General features: G+C 70.1%; 13 protein-coding genes. 4 read left to right on the top strand and 9 right to left on the bottom strand.

The window, feature by feature from the left end; genetic code table 11:
• Positions 1 to 243: 243 nt before the first annotated feature.
• From ACH4LD_RS29420 to thyX, 3 genes are all read right to left on the bottom strand, one after another.
• On the bottom strand, positions 244 to 1,929 hold the full coding sequence (locus ACH4LD_RS29420) for a ribonuclease J (RefSeq protein WP_398057067.1): 1,686 nt from the start codon (positions 1,927 to 1,929) through the stop codon (positions 244 to 246).
• A gap of 155 nt (positions 1,930 to 2,084) precedes the next feature.
• A complete protein-coding gene (gene dapA / locus ACH4LD_RS29415; RefSeq protein WP_398057068.1) occupies positions 2,085 to 2,984 on the bottom strand; it encodes a 4-hydroxy-tetrahydrodipicolinate synthase in 900 nt (299 codons plus the stop codon).
• 211 nt (positions 2,985 to 3,195) lie between these two features.
• Positions 3,196 to 3,945, bottom strand: a complete 750-nt coding sequence (gene thyX / locus ACH4LD_RS29410) for an FAD-dependent thymidylate synthase (RefSeq protein ID WP_132788737.1) — start codon at positions 3,943 to 3,945, stop codon at positions 3,196 to 3,198.
• A gap of 179 nt (positions 3,946 to 4,124) precedes the next feature.
• Here thyX and ACH4LD_RS29405 point away from each other — a divergent pair, with 179 nt between their 5' ends.
• On the top strand, positions 4,125 to 4,361 hold the full coding sequence (locus tag ACH4LD_RS29405) for a hypothetical protein (RefSeq protein ID WP_132788738.1): 237 nt from the start codon (positions 4,125 to 4,127) through the stop codon (positions 4,359 to 4,361).
• A gap of 102 nt (positions 4,362 to 4,463) precedes the next feature.
• On the top strand, positions 4,464 to 5,018 hold the full coding sequence (locus ACH4LD_RS29400; RefSeq protein ID WP_103811068.1) for a hypothetical protein: 555 nt from the start codon (positions 4,464 to 4,466) through the stop codon (positions 5,016 to 5,018).
• Positions 5,019 to 5,056: 38 nt separating this feature from the next.
• Here ACH4LD_RS29400 and ACH4LD_RS29395 read toward each other — a convergent pair whose 3' ends face one another.
• The 5 genes from ACH4LD_RS29395 to rpsO form a co-directional block, all read right to left on the bottom strand.
• Positions 5,057 to 5,512: a hypothetical protein gene (locus ACH4LD_RS29395; RefSeq protein ID WP_398057070.1), complete on the bottom strand. Its 456-nt coding sequence runs from the start codon at positions 5,510 to 5,512 to the stop codon at positions 5,057 to 5,059.
• 27 nt (positions 5,513 to 5,539) lie between these two features.
• Positions 5,540 to 6,292, bottom strand: a complete 753-nt coding sequence (dapB, locus tag ACH4LD_RS29390) for a 4-hydroxy-tetrahydrodipicolinate reductase (RefSeq protein WP_132788741.1) — start codon at positions 6,290 to 6,292, stop codon at positions 5,540 to 5,542.
• Positions 6,293 to 6,318: 26 nt separating this feature from the next.
• Positions 6,319 to 7,698: a M16 family metallopeptidase gene (locus tag ACH4LD_RS29385; RefSeq protein WP_398057072.1), complete on the bottom strand. Its 1,380-nt coding sequence runs from the start codon at positions 7,696 to 7,698 to the stop codon at positions 6,319 to 6,321.
• Positions 7,695 to 9,914 (bottom strand): polyribonucleotide nucleotidyltransferase, encoded by a 2,220-nt coding sequence (locus tag ACH4LD_RS29380; protein ID WP_132788743.1) that lies wholly within the window; start codon positions 9,912 to 9,914, stop codon positions 7,695 to 7,697. The genes ACH4LD_RS29385 and ACH4LD_RS29380 overlap by 4 nt, the downstream gene beginning before the upstream one ends.
• 380 nt (positions 9,915 to 10,294) lie before the next feature.
• Positions 10,295 to 10,582 carry a 30S ribosomal protein S15 gene (gene rpsO / locus ACH4LD_RS29375; RefSeq protein ID WP_103811073.1) on the bottom strand — a complete coding sequence of 96 codons (288 nt, stop codon included), beginning with the start codon at positions 10,580 to 10,582 and terminating at the stop codon, positions 10,295 to 10,297.
• A gap of 273 nt (positions 10,583 to 10,855) precedes the next feature.
• Between rpsO and ACH4LD_RS29370 the strand changes: the two genes are divergently transcribed.
• Positions 10,856 to 11,149: a DUF397 domain-containing protein gene (locus ACH4LD_RS29370; protein WP_132788744.1), complete on the top strand. Its 294-nt coding sequence runs from the start codon at positions 10,856 to 10,858 to the stop codon at positions 11,147 to 11,149.
• Between the two features lie 165 nt (positions 11,150 to 11,314).
• Here ACH4LD_RS29370 and eccD read toward each other — a convergent pair whose 3' ends face one another.
• Positions 11,315 to 12,823: a type VII secretion integral membrane protein EccD gene (gene eccD / locus ACH4LD_RS29365; RefSeq protein ID WP_398057220.1), complete on the bottom strand. Its 1,509-nt coding sequence runs from the start codon at positions 12,821 to 12,823 to the stop codon at positions 11,315 to 11,317.
• 336 nt (positions 12,824 to 13,159) lie between these two features.
• Here eccD and eccCa point away from each other — a divergent pair, with 336 nt between their 5' ends.
• Complete coding sequence (eccCa, locus tag ACH4LD_RS29360; protein ID WP_398057073.1) at positions 13,160 to 17,137, top strand: type VII secretion protein EccCa; 3,978 nt, start codon at positions 13,160 to 13,162, stop codon at positions 17,135 to 17,137.
• Positions 17,138 to 17,190: the final 53 nt, after the last annotated feature.

Raw genomic sequence — 17,190 nt, 5'->3', positions numbered from 1 at the left:
TCTATCAGACCGTTTCGCGATCCGATTTCCTCGGTGCTTTCCAGGTTCCCGCTCTCGCGTTTCCCTTTCCGGCGGTTCCGACTTTATCAGAAGTTCTGAGTCGGTTTTCCCACCCGCTCCGGTCGTCCGTGTCCAGCGCGTGAAGTGCTGGGGTTCCCGGTTGGGCGGAGCCGTAAACGTACTGGAGCGGGGCGCCCCGATGCAAATCGAGGCGCCCCGCTCCTGGTTCGGACCGACGAGGCGTCAGACCTCCACGACCACCGGCAGGATCATCGGCCTGCGGCGATAGGTGTCCGAGACCCACTTGCCGAGGGTCCGGCGGACCAGTTGCTGAAGCTGGTGGGGCTCCACGACGCCGTCCTGGGCGGACCGCTCCAGGACCTCGGTGATCTTCGGGAGGACATCGGCGAAGGCCGAGTCCTCGATGCCGGAGCCGCGGGCCTGGACGTGCGGGCCACCGGTGATCTTGCCGGTGGAGGCGTCCACGACCACGAACACCGAGATGATGCCCTCGTCGCCGAGGATCTTCCGGTCCTTCAGCGCCGGCTCACCGACGTCGCCGACCGAGAGGCCGTCGACGTAGACGTAGCCCGCCTGGACCTTGCCGGAGATCTTCGCCTTGCCCTCGACCAGGTCGACGGCCACGCCGTCCTCGGCGATGACGATCCGGTCGTGCGGGACGCCGGTCAGGGCGCCCAGCTCGGCGTTCGCCCTCAGGTGGCGCCACTCGCCGTGTACCGGCATCAGGTTCTTCGGGCGGCAGATGTTGTAGAAGTACAGCAGCTCGCCCGCGGATGCGTGGCCGGAGACGTGCACCTTGGCGTTCCCCTTGTGGACGACGTTGGCGCCCCAGCGGGTCAGGCCGTTGATCACGCGGTAGACCGCGTTCTCGTTCCCGGGGATCAGCGAGGACGCGAGGATGACCGTGTCGCCCTCGACGATGCGGATCTGGTGGTCCCGGTTGGCCATGCGGGACAGGGCCGCCATCGGTTCGCCCTGGGAGCCCGTGCAGACGAGGACCACCTCGTGGTCGGGCAGGTCGTCCAGCGTCTTGACGTCGACCACCAGGCCCGGCGGCACCTTCAGGTAGCCGAGGTCGCGGGCGATGCCCATGTTGCGGACCATGGAGCGGCCGACGAAGGCGACCCGGCGGCCGTACTCGTGGGCCGCGTCCAGAATCTGCTGGATGCGGTGGACATGGCTGGCGAAGCTCGCCACGATGATCCGCTTGCGGGCGCCGGCGAAGACCTGCCGCAGGACGTTGGAGATGTCGCGCTCGTGCGGGGTGAAGCCCGGGACCTCGGCGTTCGTCGAGTCGGAGAGGAGGAGGTCGATGCCCTCTTCGCTCAGCCGCGCGAAGGCGTGCAGGTCCGTGAGGCGGTTGTCCAGCGGGAGCTGGTCCATCTTGAAGTCGCCGGTGTGCACCACCATGCCGGCGGGGGTGCGGACGGCGACGGCCAGGGCGTCCGGGATGGAGTGGTTGACGGCGACGAACTCGCAGTCGAAGGGGCCGATGCGCTCGCGGTTCCCCTCCGCCACCTCCAGGGTGTACGGGCGGATCCGGTGCTCCTGGAGCTTGGCCTCGATCAGCGCGAGGGTGAGCTTGGAGCCGATCAGCGGGATGTCCGGCTTCTCGCGGAGCAGGAAGGGGACGCCGCCGATGTGGTCCTCGTGGCCGTGCGTGAGGACGATGCCCTCGATGTCGTCGAGGCGGTCCCGGATGGACGAGAAGTCCGGCAGGATCAGGTCGATTCCGGGCTGCTCCTCCTCGGGGAAGAGCACTCCGCAGTCGACGATCAGCAGGCGACCGCCGTACTCGAACACCGTCATGTTTCGGCCGATCTCGCCGAGGCCGCCGAGCGGGGTGACCCGCAGGCCCCCCTCGGGGAGCGGCGGGGGCGGGCCGAGCTCAGGATGCGGATGACTCAAAAGACTCTCCTCACCACGCGCGCCACGTACCGGTACGGCACGTGGCGCGCATGACGTTCGTGCGGAAGCAGTTGTCGTTGTCTGTTGCAGGCACCGGTGGCCTGCGTCTTCTGTTGTTCTTCAGTTGTGAAGCCCCTGTGGTGCCAAGTCTGTTGTCAGAGCTGTACCCCGCCGGCGGCAAGATCGATCTTGAGCTGCGCGATCTCCTCGGGCGAACACTCGACCATCGGCGAACGCAGCGTTCCGGCCGGCAGTCCCTGGAGGGCCAGGGCGGCCTTGGTGGTCATGACTCCCTGGGTGCGGAACATGCCGGTGTAGACCGGGAGCAGCTTCTGGTGGATCTCCGTGGCCTTGACGACGTCACCCGAGGTGTAGGCGTCCACCAGGGCGCGCAGGTCGGGGGTGACCAGGTGGCCGACGACGGAGACGAAGCCGACCGCGCCCACGGAGAGCAGCGGGAGGTTGAGCATGTCGTCGCCGGAGTACCAGGCGAGGCCGGACTGGGCGATGGCCCAGCTTGCGCGGCCGAGGTCGCCCTTGGCGTCCTTGTTGGCGACGATCCGGGGGTGCTCGGCGAGCCGGACGAGGGTCTCCGTGTTGATCGGGACGCCGCTGCGGCCGGGGATGTCGTAGAGCATGACCGGCAGGCCGGTGGCGTCGGCGACCGCCGTGAAGTGCCGGTACAGGCCCTCCTGCGGGGGCTTGTTGTAGTACGGCGTGACGACCAGGAGGCCGTGGGCGCCGATTCGCTCCGCTTCGCGGGCCAGCTCGATGCTGTGGTGGGTGTCGTTGGTGCCGACTCCGGCCACCACGTGGGCGCGGTCGCCGACGGCCTCCAGGACGGCTCGTACGAGGTCCGATTTCTCCGCGTCACTGGTGGTGGGGGACTCGCCGGTGGTGCCGTTGATGATCAGGCCGTCGTTGCCTGCGTCCACCAGGTGGGCGGCGAGTCGCTGCGCGCCGTCGAGGTCGAGTGCGCCGTCCGCCGTGAAGGGCGTGACCATGGCGGTGAGGACCCGCCCGAAGGGGGTCTGCGGAGTCGAGGTCGGAGCCATGGGTAACACGCTACTCGGTGCTCGATGCGGGATGTGCCCTCGGGGTGTCGGGAAAGTCAGGACAAAGATGGAGCCCGGCACTGCCTGCTCGGGGGTTCAAGCAGTGCCGGGTCCGTTTGATCAGGCTAGATGAACTTCTCTAAATGCCGCAATACGGACACTTCGCCAGGCTGACCCGTACATCCGTTCCCGGCAGGGGAACAAGGCTTCGTTAAGGGGCCACACGCCCGTTCGCGTTGAAGGCGGCGTACGTCAGCGGCATGAGCTTCGCCCACTCCGCCTCCATCTTCTCGCCCACCATCTCGATCTCCCGCTGCGGGAAGGACGGCACCTTGGCCAGCTCGTGCTGGGTGCGCAGGCCGAGGAAGTGCATCAGGGAGCGCGCGTTGCAGGTGGCGTACATCGAGGAGTAGAGGCCGACGGGGAGGGCCGCGCGGGCCACCTCGCGCGCGACGCCCTCGGCGAGCAGCTTCTGGTAGGCCGCGTAACCCTGCTCGTACGACTCCCGCAGGGTGCTGCTCACGGCCTCGTGCTGGGCCGGGGTGCCCTCGACGAAGACGTACTTGCCGGGGCGGCCCTGCTGGACGAGCTTGCGGTCGGAGCCGGGGACGTAGAAGACCGGCTGGAGCTCCCGGTAGCGGCCCGACTCCTCGTTGTACGACCAGCCGACCCGGTGCCGCATGAACTCGCGGAAGACGAAGATCGGGGCGCTGATGAAGAACGTCATCGAGTTGTGCTCGAACGGGCTGCCGTGCCGGTCGCGCATCAGGTAGTTGATCAGGCCCTTGGAGCGCTCGGGGTCCTTCTTCAGTTCGTCCAGGGACTGCTCGCCGGCGGTGGAGACGCGGGCGGCGAAGAGCACGTCCGCGTCCGAAGCGCTGGACTTCACCAGCTCGACGGTGACGTCACTGCGGAACGTGAGCGACTCGGGGGTGGTCACGGGGGTTGGGGTCCTTCCCATCACTTCGGTGGTTGCGACCACCTTACGGGGGCACCCGGCGGGGCCTGGCAGCACCACCTCGCCTCAAAGAACGCAGCCGCGATTTTTTCGGACATGGGCACCTTTTGTGTCACTCGATCGTCTGTATCGGTGAGGTCTGCACATTCGATCACCAATCCCCGAGAGGAGCGGCACCCAACATGTTCGGTCGGCGCGAGCCCGTACCCTTCGCCTTCCTGGCCGAGGCGGACAGGTTCCGCAGCAATGTCACTCCCCCGCCCCGCCGGCGTGCGTCGTTCGGCGAGATGGCCGGGCGCTGGCTGCTGGGCCTCACCATCGTCGCCGGGCTCACAGGTGCCCTGGTCCTGGGCATGCCGGCGCTCTCCACGCCGTCGGATACGCCGGCTCAGCAGTCCCAGGCGTCCCAGGGACACTGAACGCGGGCACTGCCCCTTCCGGACGCTCAAGGCTGGTGAGCGGGAACCGGGCCGGATAGCCTCACCGGCACAGCCCCCGTGAGGACCGAGTGAGGACCAGCCGTGCCCCTGCCCTTCCTGACGGCCGACCGCACCTTCGAGACGACGGCCGAGAGTGCGCTGCCGTACGACGACCCGGACCGCTGGCGGCGCCCGTACCGGCCCGGTCCCTGGCGAGTGGGTGTGGCCGCGCTCGTGCTGCTGCTCGCCTCGTTCGTCCTGTTCGCCGCCGTGCTCACCGCGCTCACCGGCTCGCCGGCCGACGCCGGGGTGGTCCTCGGCGTGGGCCTGGCGATCGTCGTCGGCGCGCTGCGGCTGCTGCGCATGGGCGTGTGGGTGAGCCGGCGCGGACTGCGCCGGACCGGCTTCCTGGTCACGCGGACGGCGCCGTGGGCGCGGGTGGTCTCGGTGCGGACGGTGCAGCAGCCGGTGCGCTGGCTGGGTCTGCCGCGCACGGTGCAGGGGCAGGCGCTGGCGCTCGTGCGCAAGGACCGGCGTCCGGAGGACACCCCGCCGCTGCTCACCACGCACGGCCTGGACTTCCTCGGCCGGCCGATGGCCTTCGACCGGGCGGCGGACGCGGTGGAGGCGTGGGCGGCGGAGTACGGGGGCCGCTGAGCGAACGGTGCGGTGCGCGGTCGGGCGAGGGCGCGCCGTCAGGCGGCCTGGACCGGCTTCCCGTCGTGCAGGGCGATGGCCCTCTGCATCGCCTTGCGGGCACGGGGGGTGTCGCGGGCGTCGTGGTAGGCGACGGCCAGGCGGAACCAGCAGCGCCAGTCGTCCGGGGACGCCTCCGTCTCCGACTTGCGCTTGGCGAACACCTCGTCGGCCGAGTCGCGGTCGATCCGGCCGCTGGGCAGGCGCCTGAGCTCGTCGACCGGCAGGCCGCCCTCGGCGTCGAGTTCCGCGGCGAGCTGGTTCGCCTTGCGGACGAACTGGGTGTTCTTCCACAGGAACCACAGGCCGATGAGCGGCAGGATCAGCACCGCCACGCCGAAGATGACGGTGACGACCGTGCCGGACTGGATGAGCATCACGCCACGGCTGCCGACCAGGACGAAATAGAAGACCAGGACGGCGGCCGTGATGAGGTAGGTGATCTTCGCGCGCATCGGAGCGTCTGTCTCGGCTCGGTCGTCTCAGCTCAGGTCCAGGAAGTTCTCCAGCCCGAAGGTCAGGCCCGGAGTGGTCACCACACGGCGCGCGCCGAGCAGGATGCCCGGCATGAAGCTGCTGTGGTGCAGGGAGTCGTGGCGGATGGTGAGGGTCTCGCCCTCGCCGCCGAGCAGCACCTCCTGGTGGGCCAGCAGGCCGCGCAGGCGGACCGCGTGCACGGGGACGCCGTCGACGCTGGCGCCCCGCGCGCCCTCCAGGGCCGTTACGGTGGCGTCCGGCGCCGGCGCCGTCCCGGCCGCCCGGCGGGCCTCGGCGATGAGCTGGGCCGTGCGCGTGGCCGTACCGCTCGGTGCGTCCACCTTGTTCGGGTGGTGCAGCTCGACCACCTCCACCGACTCGAAGTACGGCGCGGCGATCTGTGCGAACTTCATCGTCAGCACGGCTCCGATGGAGAAGTTCGGCGCGATGAGCACGCCGGTCTCCGGGGACTGGGCGAGCCAGCCCTTCAGCTGCGCGAGGCGGTCCTCGGTCCAGCCCGTCGTACCGACGACGGCGTGGATGCCGTGGCGCACGCAGAAGTCCAGGTTGCCCATGACCGAGGCGGGGGTGGTCAGCTCGACGGCGACCTGGGCGCCGGTCTCCGCCAGCGTCTCCAGCTTGTCGCCGCGGCCGAGGGCGGCGACCAGCTCCATGTCCTCGGCGGCCTCGACCGCCTTGGCCGCCTCCGACCCGATCCGGCCCTTGGCGCCGAGGACCGCCACGCGCAGCTTGCTCATGTTCCTGTTTCCTAACCGGTGGTGTTTCAGGCGACCGCGTCGTGCAGCCGGGAGCCCTGCTTGTCCTTGAGCGGGCCGATGACCGACAGCGACGGGCGCTGTCCCAGGATGTCGCGGGCGACCTCGCGGACCTCGTCCGGGGTGACCGCCTCCATCTTCGCGAGCATGTCGTCCACGGACATCTGCTCGCCCCAGCACAGCTCGCTCTTGCCGATACGGTTCATCAGCGCGCCGGTGTCCTCCAGGCCCAGGACCGTGGAGCCCCGCAGCTGGCCGATGGCGCGGGCGATCTCGTCGTCCGAGAGGCCGTTCTGCGCGACGTGGTCGAGTTCGTCGCGGCAGATCCGCAGGACGTCGTGCACCTGGCTGGGCCGGCAGCCGGCGTAGACGCCGAACAGGCCGCAGTCCGCGAAGGCGGACGTGTACGAGTACACGCTGTAGGCGAGGCCGCGCTTCTCCCTGACCTCCTGGAAGAGGCGGGAGGACATGCCGCCGCCGAGGGCGGTGTTGAGCACGCCCATGGCCCAGCGGCGGTCGTCGGCGCGGGCGATGCCCGGCATGCCGAGGACGACGTGCGCCTGCTCGGTCTTGCGGGCGAGCAGTTCGACCTTGCCGGAGGTGCGGATCGTACGGCGGCCATCGCGCGGGGCGATGGGCTCCGCGTCCGGGTCGCGGAGGGCGCCCGCCTTCTCGAAGGCCGCGCGGACCTGTCGTACGACCTTGTTGTGGTCGATGTTGCCCGCGCAGGCGACCACGAGGTGGGTCGGGTCGTAGTGCTTGCGGTAGAAGCGGCGGATGCGGTCGGCGGTGAGGGCGTTGACCGTGTCGACCGTGCCGAGCACCGGGCGGCCGAGGGCGTTGTCGCCGAACATGGTGTGCGCGAACAGGTCGTGCACGCAGTCGCCCGGGTCGTCCTCGGTCATGGCGATCTCTTCGAGGATCGCGCCGCGCTCGACGTCGACGTCCTCCTCGCGGATCAGCGAGCCGGTCAGCATGTCGCAGACGACGTCGATGGCGAGGGGCAGGTCGGTGTCGAGCACGCGCGCGTAGTAGCACGTGTACTCCTTGGCCGTGAACGCGTTCATCTCGCCGCCCACCGCGTCGAGCGCGGAGGAGATGTCGAGCGCGCTGCGGCGGGCCGTGCCCTTGAAGAGCAGGTGCTCCAGGTAGTGCGTCGCGCCGTTCAGCGACGGGGTCTCGTCGCGGGAGCCGACGTGCGCCCAGATGCCGAAGGTGGCGGAGCGGACGGAGGGCAGGGTCTCGGTGACGACGCGCAGGCCGCCGGGGAGGGTGGTCCTGCGGACCGTGCCGATGCCGCCGGTGCCCTTGATGAGGGTTTGGGTACGGGCGACGGCCCGCGCCTCCGAAGAGGGGCGGGCCGTCACCTTGGAGCCACGGGACGTCACTGCTCGGCGTCGTCCTTGTCCTGCTCGTTGCCTTCCTCGCCCTCGATCACCGGAACGAGGGAGAGCTTGCCGCGGGAGTCGATCTCGGCGATCTCGACCTGGACCTTCTGGCCCACGCCGAGCACGTCCTCGACGTTCTCCACGCGCTTGCCGCCGGCGAGCTTGCGGATCTGCGAGATGTGCAGCAGACCGTCCTTGCCGGGCAGCAGGGAGACGAACGCACCGAAGGTGGTCGTCTTGACGACCGTACCCAGGTACCGCTCGCCGACCTCGGGCATCGTCGGGTTGGCGATGCCGTTGATCGTGGTGCGGGCGGCCTCGGCGGAGGGGCCGTCGGCGGCGCCGATGTAGATCGTGCCGTCGTCCTCGATGGTGATCTCGGCGCCCGTGTCCTCCTGGATCTGGTTGATCATCTTGCCCTTGGGGCCGATGACCTCACCGATCTTGTCGACCGGGATCTTGACGGTGATGATCCGCGGAGCGTGCGGGCTCATCTCGTCGGGCCGGTCGATGGCCTCCATCATCACGTCGAGGATGTGGAGGCGGGCGTCGCGGGCCTGCTTGAGGGCCGCGGCCAGGACGGAGGCCGGGATGCCGTCCAGCTTGGTGTCGAGCTGGAGGGCGGTCACGAAGTCCTTGGTGCCGGCGACCTTGAAGTCCATGTCGCCGAAGGCGTCCTCCGCACCGAGGATGTCGGTGAGGGTGACGTAGTGCGTCTCGCCGTCGATCTCCTGGGAGATCAGGCCCATGGCGATACCGGCGACCGGGGCCTTCAGCGGCACACCGGCGTTCAGCAGCGACATGGTGGAGGCGCAGACCGAGCCCATGGACGTCGAGCCGTTGGAGCCGAGGGCCTCGGACACCTGACGGATCGCGTACGGGAACTCCTCGCGCGTCGGCAGCACCGGCACGAGGGCGCGCTCGGCGAGGGCGCCGTGGCCGATCTCGCGGCGCTTCGGGGAGCCGACGCGGCCGGTCTCACCGGTGGAGTACGGCGGGAAGTTGTAGTTGTGCATGTAGCGCTTGCGGGTCACCGGGGAGAGGGTGTCCAGCTGCTGCTCCATGCGGAGCATGTTGAGGGTGGTGACGCCCAGGATCTGGGTCTCGCCACGCTCGAACAGCGCGGAGCCGTGGACCCGCGGGATGGCCTCGACCTCGGCGGCCAGGGTGCGGATGTCGGTGACACCGCGGCCGTCGATGCGCTTCTTCTCCTTGATCACGCGCTCGCGGACCAGCTGCTTGGTGAGCGAGCGGTACGCGGCGGAGATCTCCTTCTCCCGGCCCTCGAACTCCGGCAGGAGCTTCTCGGCGGCCAGACCCTTGACGCGGTCCAGCTCGGCCTCGCGCTCCTGCTTGCCGGCGATGGTGAGCGCCTGGGCCAGCTCGGGGCGGACCGCCGCGGTCAGCGCCTCGAACACGTCGTCCTGGTAGTCCAGGAAGATCGGGAACTCGGCGGTCGGCTTGGCGGCCTTGGCGGCGAGGTCGGCCTGCGCGCGGCACAGGACCTTGATGAAGGGCTTGGCGGCCTCCAGACCGGCGGCGACGACCTCCTCGGTCGGCGCCTCGGCACCACCCTCGACCAGCTTGATGGTCTTCTCGGTGGCCTCGGCCTCGACCATCATGATCGCGACGTCGCCGTCCTCCAGGACGCGACCGGCGACGACCATGTCGAAGACGGCGTCCTCCAGTTCGGTGTGCGTCGGGAACGCCACCCACTGGCCGCGGATCAGCGCGACGCGGACGCCGCCGATCGGACCGGAGAAGGGCAGACCGGCCAGCTGCGTGGACGCGGACGCGGCGTTGATCGCCACGACGTCGTACAGGTGGTCGGGGTTGAGCGCCATGATCGTGGCGACGACCTGGATCTCGTTGCGCAGGCCCTTCTTGAAGGACGGGCGCAGCGGACGGTCGATGAGGCGGCAGGTGAGGATGGCGTCCTCGGACGGCCGGCCCTCACGGCGGAAGAAGCTGCCGGGGATCTTGCCGGCGGCGTACATCCGCTCCTCGACGTCCACCGTCAGCGGGAAGAAGTCGAGCTGGTCCTTGGGGTTCTTGGAGGCGGTGGTGGCCGACAGCACCATGGTGTCGTCGTCCAGGTACGCCACGGCGGAGCCGGCGGCCTGCTTGGCCAGGCGGCCCGTCTCGAAGCGGATGGTGCGGGTGCCGAAGGGACCGTTGTCAATGACGGCCTCGGCGTAGTGGGTCTCGTTCTCCACTAGCGTTTTCTCCGTTACGTATCGTCTTTCGTCCCTTGGCTGCCCGTGTGGCAGGGGGACGGTGGCGGAGAAGCGCTCCGTGCGGTGCGGGCCGGTCTTCGATCGAAGCACCCGGGGCTCGCTTCCCCCCGGGGGCCACTACCGAGGACCGGCGGCGGCTGGGTGCGCTCCTCCTCGTTCTGTCACGTACCCCGTCGTGCTGTGGCGTACGTCGTTCCGTGTCGTGCGTATTGCGTTGTGCTACCACACTACAAAGCGTGAGTGACACTCCGCACGTCTCCGCACATCCCGCGGAGGCTTCCGTGTGCGCGGCGGGGCCCCGCATACGGCAAAGGGAGCGGCCCCCGAGTACGTTCGGGAACCGCTCCCCTCATGGCGTCTTACCGGGCGCCCGCCGCACCGCGGCGGATGCCGAGGCGGTCGACCAGCGCACGGAAACGCTGGATGTCCTTCTTCGCCAGGTACTGCAGAAGGCGGCGGCGCTGACCGACGAGGATCAGCAGGCCACGGCGGGAGTGGTGGTCGTGCTTGTGGGTCTTGAGGTGCTCGGTCAGGTCGGAGATCCGACGGGAGAGCAGAGCGACCTGGACCTCGGGGGAGCCGGTGTCACCCTCCTTGGTACCGAACTCGGCGATGATCTGCTTCTTCGTAGCGGCGTCGAGCGACACGCGTACTCCTCATAGTCTGTTGAGTGCCACCGAGTGCCCCCGGTCTACGTCTCGGGGGAGCTTCCGTTACTCGGGAGGCGGGGATCCGCTGGGCGCGGCCTCCAGAACGAGCACGGGGCGGTTCCGGGGGTGCGTACACAAACGGCCGTCACTCAGGGTACCAGGCGATGGCGGGGACCTTGCGCCCGGTCGGCGAACCACCCTGGTGGGGCGGTCGCGGCCACTAGGGTGAGCGCCGGGACCGTACCTACCTCGGGAAGGGGTCGCTGCACGATGGCGGAAACGGAAGCGGAGATCAAGGCGCGCAAGGAGCGGGAGCGGGACGAGCTGTACGCCCTCGACATCTCGGGCGTCGAGTGGCACTGCGCGCCGGGCACGGAGGAGCACGAGGAGCGGGTCGAGATCGCGTACCTGCCCGGCGGGGCGGTGGCGATGCGGTCCTCGCTCGACCCGGACACGGTGCTGCGCTACACCGAGGCGGAGTGGCGGGCGTTCGTGCTGGGGGCTCGGGACGGGGAGTTCGATCTGACGCCCATGGCTCACAACGGAGGGTTGGACGTGCAGTGAGCTGTGCAGACGTGCAGTGAGCTGTGCAGACGTGCAGTGAGCTGTGCATGAGAAAGGGCGGCACGCGCGCGTGCCGCCCTTTTGACTGTCCGGCTCCCCGCCGGTGACGCCCGCTTGCGGCGGCCGGCTGCCCGCCGACGACGGCCCGCTTGCGGCGGCCGGCTCCTAGCTGGTCATGGCCCGCGCCTGCGCGTACACGTCGAAGACGGCCAGGGCCAGCGGGATCAACGTGAGCAGGACGAAGCTCTCGGCGATCTCCAGGAAGCGCCCCCAGAAGGGGGCGACCCCGCGCCGTGGGGTGATCAGGGCGATCGCGGTGACCAGGGCGGTGGCCGCGGCGACGGCGGCGGCGAGCCAGACGCTCCGGATGTCGAGGGCCAGGGTGTCACCCCGGAGTGCGTCGATCAGGTAGTCCCGCGGCGGGTTCAGGGCCAGCCCCAGGCCGAGGAAGACGATGGCGGCGAGGCCCGCGGCCAGGGTGGCGCCGACCTGTGCGGTGTAGCGGAACAGGTGCGCCCGCATGAGCATCGCCACGCCGGTCGCGAGAGCCAGCAGCTGGGCCCAGATGTCGCTGGAGAAGCCGAGGACGATGGACGCTCCCACGGCGACGAGAGCGCAGCCGCCGACGAGGCCGACGAGGAGTTCGTGGCCGCGGCGGGCCTGCGCGGCCACGCGCTCGGCGTCCACGGGCTCCTGGGGCGCGGGCTCGCCGGTGTCGTAGCCGCCGCGGGAGGGGTTGGGCGGTTCGAAGCCGATGGGCAGCCGGGCGAAACGCATGGACAGGCCCGGGAGGAAGGCCAGCGCCACGACGGAGAGCGGGGCGCAGACGGCGGCCGTCTCGATGGGCTTCAGCTCGGTGAGGATCGCGACGAAGGTCGTGAGCAGACCGACGGCGGAGGCGAAGAGGAACGCCACGAAGGGTCCGTCGCCGCCCGGCGACACCAGGGTGAGGACCAGGGAGGCGACCAGGACGGCCGTGCAGGCGAGCAGGAACTGCAGCCGCCCGATGCCCTCACCGGCGGACAGCGACAGCAGGCCCGAGCCGGCCACGGCCACGTTGGGCAGGGCGCCGAGTCCCAGCGCGACGGCGGAGCCCCGGTCGTCGTACACACGCGCGCGTACGCACGCGATCGTGACGAGCAGGATGCCGCAGACGCCCGCGATGATGCCCTGCAGGCTGTGCATGTCGTGCCGGACCTGCGAGCTCCAGGCCACGAACGCGAGCAGCGCGGGCAGGATGCCGCCCGCGACGAGACCGGCGGCGCGGGTGAGGTCGCCGCTCCACAGGGTGCGGTCGCGGGTGACCGCGGCGGCCACCGCCTCGGAGACGTCGTCGAGGACGGCCGGGGGCAGCGACTCGGCGAACGGGCGCAAGGTGAGCAGCTCGCCGTCGAGGATGCGCTGGGCCGTGAAGGACCGGGCGCCGTCGAGGACGGTGCCGTCACGGCGTACGAGGTGGTAGCCGACCGGAGCGCCCTCGGCGGGGCTCTGCTGGGACAGGCGCAGGATCTCCGGGTAGAGGTCGGCGACCGGTACGTCGTCGGGCAGCGCGACGTCGATGCGGCTGTCGGGCGCCACGATGGTGACGCGGCAGAAGCCGAAGCCCATGCCCGCCCCGGAAGGGGCTCCGGTGCCCGGTCCACCGGTCGCGCCGGCCGGCGCGGAGGCCGTCATGCTCACCTGCTGTTCCCCCTCGTCGGTGGTGGGGCGGCCCATGGTGCCACCGCGCACCTTCCGCCCGTAAAGATGCTGTGTAGGTTGTGCGACGCCTTCCCGCCCCACCGGCCGACCGAGCGGTTCTGGCCGGGATCCGCGGGAGACGCCCGCTTCGAACAGGTGCGGATTGCCCGGGTTTTCCCGGAACGATTCGCAACTGCTCACGCGCTTCACCGGCACCCTACCGCCCGCCGTTGTCGGTGGTTGTCAGTAGGATCGCGGTTCGCGATCGACGTCCGTCTGACACGGGGCGACGGATGAAACATCTCGGTCCGGCAAGGGAATTGGTGCGTAGTGAGCCACATCGTCGTCAAGCGCCCACCGCGGGCGCTGCCGAAGGAAGTGCCCACGGACGAGGTCGTACTGCAGGCTCCGCCGGAACTGCCGCGCGGTCAGCAGGAAGGCGCACTGATGCAGCTCCTGCCCATGCTGGGCATGGGCGGATCCGTGGTGTTCTTCTTCAACCCGCAGGCCCAGCCCTTCATGAAGATCATGGGCCTGGTGATGGTGGCCTCGACGATCGCCATGGGCATCTCGATGCTCGTCCGATACCGCCGCGGCAATCAGGGACAGATGGCCGACCTGCGCCGTGACTACCTGCGTTACCTGTCGCAGACCCGCCGCGCCGCCGTGGAGACCGCGCGGTCCCAGCGCGACACCCAGTACTACCTGCACCCTTCGCCGGAGCAACTGTGGGCCCTGGTCGCCGAGGGCAGCCGGGTGTGGGAACGGCGCACCGCCGACGAGGACTTCGGGCAGGTGCGCGTCGGACTCGGTCCGCAGGCCCTGGCCACGCCCCTGATCCCGCCCCAGACCGCCCCGGTCGACGAGCTGGAGCCGCTGACCGCCGGCGCCATGCAGCGGTTCCTGGCGACGCACAGCACCCTCGACGACCTGCCGATGGCGGTGTCGCTGCGCGCCTTCTACCACGTGACGATCAGCGGCGAGCCGGGCACCGTGCGCGGCACCGCCCGGGCCGTCACCGCCTCCCTCGCTTCCCTGCACTCCCCCGAGGACCTGGTCATCGCCGTTGTCACCGCGCGCGAGTCGGCGCCCGAATGGGAGTGGGTCAAGTGGCTGCCGCACGTGCAGGCTCCGGGCGTCACCGACGGCGCCGGGAGCATGCGTCTGATCAGCACCGACCCGGTGGAGTTGGAGGACCGGCTCGCCTCCCGCCTGGAGGGCCGTCCGCGTTTCCACCCGTCCGGGCCGCCCGTTGCCGAACAGCCCCATCTGGTGGTGGTGCTCGACGGCGTCTCCCTTCCGCCCACCTCCTTGCTGGCCAGCCCCGAGGGTCTGCAGGGCGTGACGGTCCTGGAAGTCGTACCGGGCGACCTCACCATCGGGCGCGGCGACCTGTCGGTCGTCGTGCAGCCGAAGGAACTGCGCCTGGAGTCCGCCCACGGCATGGTCTACGAGGGGACACCGGACGTCCTTTCGTACGAGGCGGCGGAGGCGTTGGCGCGTCAGCTGGCGCCGCTGCGCATGGCGTCGGGCGGCGACGACGACGAACCGCTGCTCGCCAACCTGGAGTTCACCGACCTGCTGAACCTGGGCGACGCCGCGTCGGTCGACCCCAAGCGGACCTGGCGGCCCCGCTCGCAGTCGGAGCGGCTGCGCGTGCCGATCGGTGTCGGTGAGGACGGCCGGCCCGTGATGCTCGACCTCAAGGAGGCGGCGCAGGAGGGCATGGGCCCGCACGGCCTGTGCGTCGGTGCGACCGGTTCCGGCAAGTCCGAGCTGCTGCGCACCCTGGTCCTCGGCCTGGCCGTGACCCACTCCTCCGAGACGCTGAACTTCGTCCTCGCCGACTTCAAGGGCGGTGCCACGTTCGCGGGCATGGCCCAGCTGCCGCACGTGGCGGCTGTGATCACCAACCTCGCGGACGACCTCACCCTCGTCGACCGCATGGGCGACTCCATCCGCGGTGAGCTGAACCGCCGCCAGGAGATGCTCCGCGACGCGGGCAACTACGCCAACATCCACGACTACGAGAAGGCGCGCGCGGCGGGTGCCCCGCTGCAGCCGATCCCGTCCCTCGTCCTGGTGATCGACGAGTTCAGCGAGCTGCTGACCGCCAAGCCGGACTTCATCGAGATGTTCGTGCAGATCGGCCGTATCGGCCGATCGCTGGGCGTGCACCTGCTGCTGGCCTCGCAGCGCCTGGAGGAGGGCCGGCTGAGGGGCCTGGAGACGTACCTCTCCTACCGGATCGGTCTGCGGACGTTCTCGGCGGCCGAGTCCCGCGCCGCGCTCGGCGTCCCGGACGCCTACGAGCTCCCGAACGTCCCGGGTTCCGGCTTCCTGAAGTTCGGCACGGACGAGATGGTGCGCTTCAAGGCCGCGTACGTCTCCGGGGTGTACCGCACCAGCTCCCAGCAGGCCGCGGCGCTCGGCGGCCCGCTCCCCGTCGACCGCAGGCCGGTCCTGTTCACGGCGGCCGAGGTCCCGGTGCAGTACGTGCCGATCCCGCAGCAGCGGCAGGAGGAGGAGACCGGCAAGCGGCAGGACGACGCGCTCGCCGACACCGTCCTCGACGTGATCGTGCGGCGTCTGGAGGCGCAGGGCCCGGCCGCCCACCAGGTGTGGCTGCCCCCGCTGGACAGTCCGCCCTCGCTCGACGCGCTGCTGCCGGGACTCGCCCCGGTGCCCGGCCGCGGTATGACCCAGCCGGGCTACGAGGGCGCGGGCAGGCTGGTCATCCCGGCCGGCCTGATCGACAAGCCGTACGAGCAGCGGCGCGATCCGCTGTGGCTGGACTTCGGCGGCGCGGCCGGCCACATGCAGATCATCGGCGGCCCGCAGTCCGGCAAGTCGACGCTGCTGCGCTCGATCATCGCGTCGTTCGCGCTGACCCACACCCCGTGGGAAGTCCAGTTCTACGGCCTGGACTTCGGTGGTGGCGGTATGGCCTCGGTGGCCGGCCTGCCGCACGTGGGCGGTGTCGCGTCCCGCCTGGACCCGGAGAAGGTCCGGCGCACGGCGGCCGAGGTGTACGGCGTCATGACCCGGCGCGAGGAGTACTTCCGCTCGGCGGGCATCTCCTCCATCGCGGAGTTCCGTACCCGCCGCGCGCGCGGGGACATCTCGGTGACCGACCAGCCCTGGGGTGACGTCTTCCTGGTCATCGACGGCTGGGGCAACTTCCGCACGGACTACGAGGCCCTTGAGCCGCTGGTACTGGACATCGCCGCGCGTGGCCTGGGTTACGGCATCCACCTCGTCCTGACCGCCTCGCGCTCGATGGAGGTCCGCGCGAACCTCAAGGACCACCTGATGAACCGCCTTGAGCTGCGGCTGGGCGACCCCATGGACTCCGAGATCGACCGCAAGGTCGCGGCGAACGTCCCCACCGGTGTGCCGGGCCGCGGTCAGACCCCGCAGAAGCAGCACTTCATGGCGGCGGTCCCGCGCATCGACGGTCTCTCGTCCGACACGGACCTCGCGGAGGCGACGACCGCCCTCGCGGCCGAGGTCACCCGCCACTGGCAGGAGCCGGGCGCGCCCGAGGTCCGCCTGCTCCCCCGTGAGTTCCCGGCCACGCAGCTTCCGCCGGGCGACCGCTTCCCGAACCGCGGCATCTCCTTCGCCCTCGACGAGGACAACCTGGAGCCGGTGTTCGTGGACTTCGAACAGGACCCGTTCTTCCTGGTGTTCGGGGAGAGCGAGTCCGGCAAGTCGAACCTGCTGAAGCTGCTGATCAAGCGCCTGACCGAGCGGTACGACGGCAACACCTGCAAGCTCTTCGTCGTCGACAACCGCCGCTCGCTGCTCGGGGTGACCCCGAAGTCGCACCTGGCCGAGTACATCCCCATGTCGAACCAGATGCAGCACCACATGGACGCACTGGCCGACCTGATGCAGCGCCGCACCCCGACCGCCGATGTCACCCCGGAGCAGCTGCGCAACCGCAGCTGGTGGCGGGGCCCCACGGTGTACGTCGTCATCGACGACTACGACCTCGTGTCCACGTCGAGCGGCAACCCGCTGGCGGGCCTGACGGAACTGCTGCCGTTCGCCCGCGACGTCGGCGTCCGCTTCATCATCGCCCGCTCCACCGCGGGCGCGGGCCGGGCCGGTTACGAGTCCTTCATGCAGCGCATCAAGGAACTCGGCGCCCAGGGCGTGGTCCTCGCGGGCGACCCGGCCGAGGGCGACCTGCTGGGCGGCGTCCGACCGCGGCCGATGCCGGCGGGGCGGGGGATCTTCGTTTCTCGGAAGCGGGGGAAGCCCATGGTTCAGATCGGGCTGGTCCCGGACGGAACGAACTGACCATGATCAGCATCACGCATCTGGACAGAGTTCCGTGCATGGTCGGGATTGCC

It is taken from the genome of Streptomyces sp. NPDC017676 (assembly GCF_044329325.1).
Lineage (GTDB): Bacteria > Actinomycetota > Actinomycetes > Streptomycetales > Streptomycetaceae > Streptomyces.
The sequence above is the reverse complement of the archived record's forward strand: the minus strand, read 5'-3'. Positions and strand labels throughout refer to the sequence as shown.

What these genes read in the sequence shown, in the direction of transcription:
- eccD (WP_398057220.1), bottom strand. Translation starts at nt 12,823, where the DNA reads ATGACGGCCTCCGCGCCGGCCGGCGCGACCGGTGGACCGGGCACCGGA.
- ACH4LD_RS29395 (WP_398057070.1), bottom strand. Translation starts at nt 5,512, where the DNA reads ATGCGCGCGAAGATCACCTACCTCATCACGGCCGCCGTCCTGGTCTTC.
- ACH4LD_RS29370 (WP_132788744.1), top strand. Translation starts at nt 10,856, where the DNA reads ATGGCGGAAACGGAAGCGGAGATCAAGGCGCGCAAGGAGCGGGAGCGG.
- dapB (WP_132788741.1), bottom strand. Translation starts at nt 6,292, where the DNA reads ATGAGCAAGCTGCGCGTGGCGGTCCTCGGCGCCAAGGGCCGGATCGGG.
- dapA (WP_398057068.1), bottom strand. Translation starts at nt 2,984, where the DNA reads ATGGCTCCGACCTCGACTCCGCAGACCCCCTTCGGGCGGGTCCTCACC.
- thyX (WP_132788737.1), bottom strand. Translation starts at nt 3,945, where the DNA reads ATGGGAAGGACCCCAACCCCCGTGACCACCCCCGAGTCGCTCACGTTC.
- ACH4LD_RS29405 (WP_132788738.1), top strand. Translation starts at nt 4,125, where the DNA reads ATGTTCGGTCGGCGCGAGCCCGTACCCTTCGCCTTCCTGGCCGAGGCG.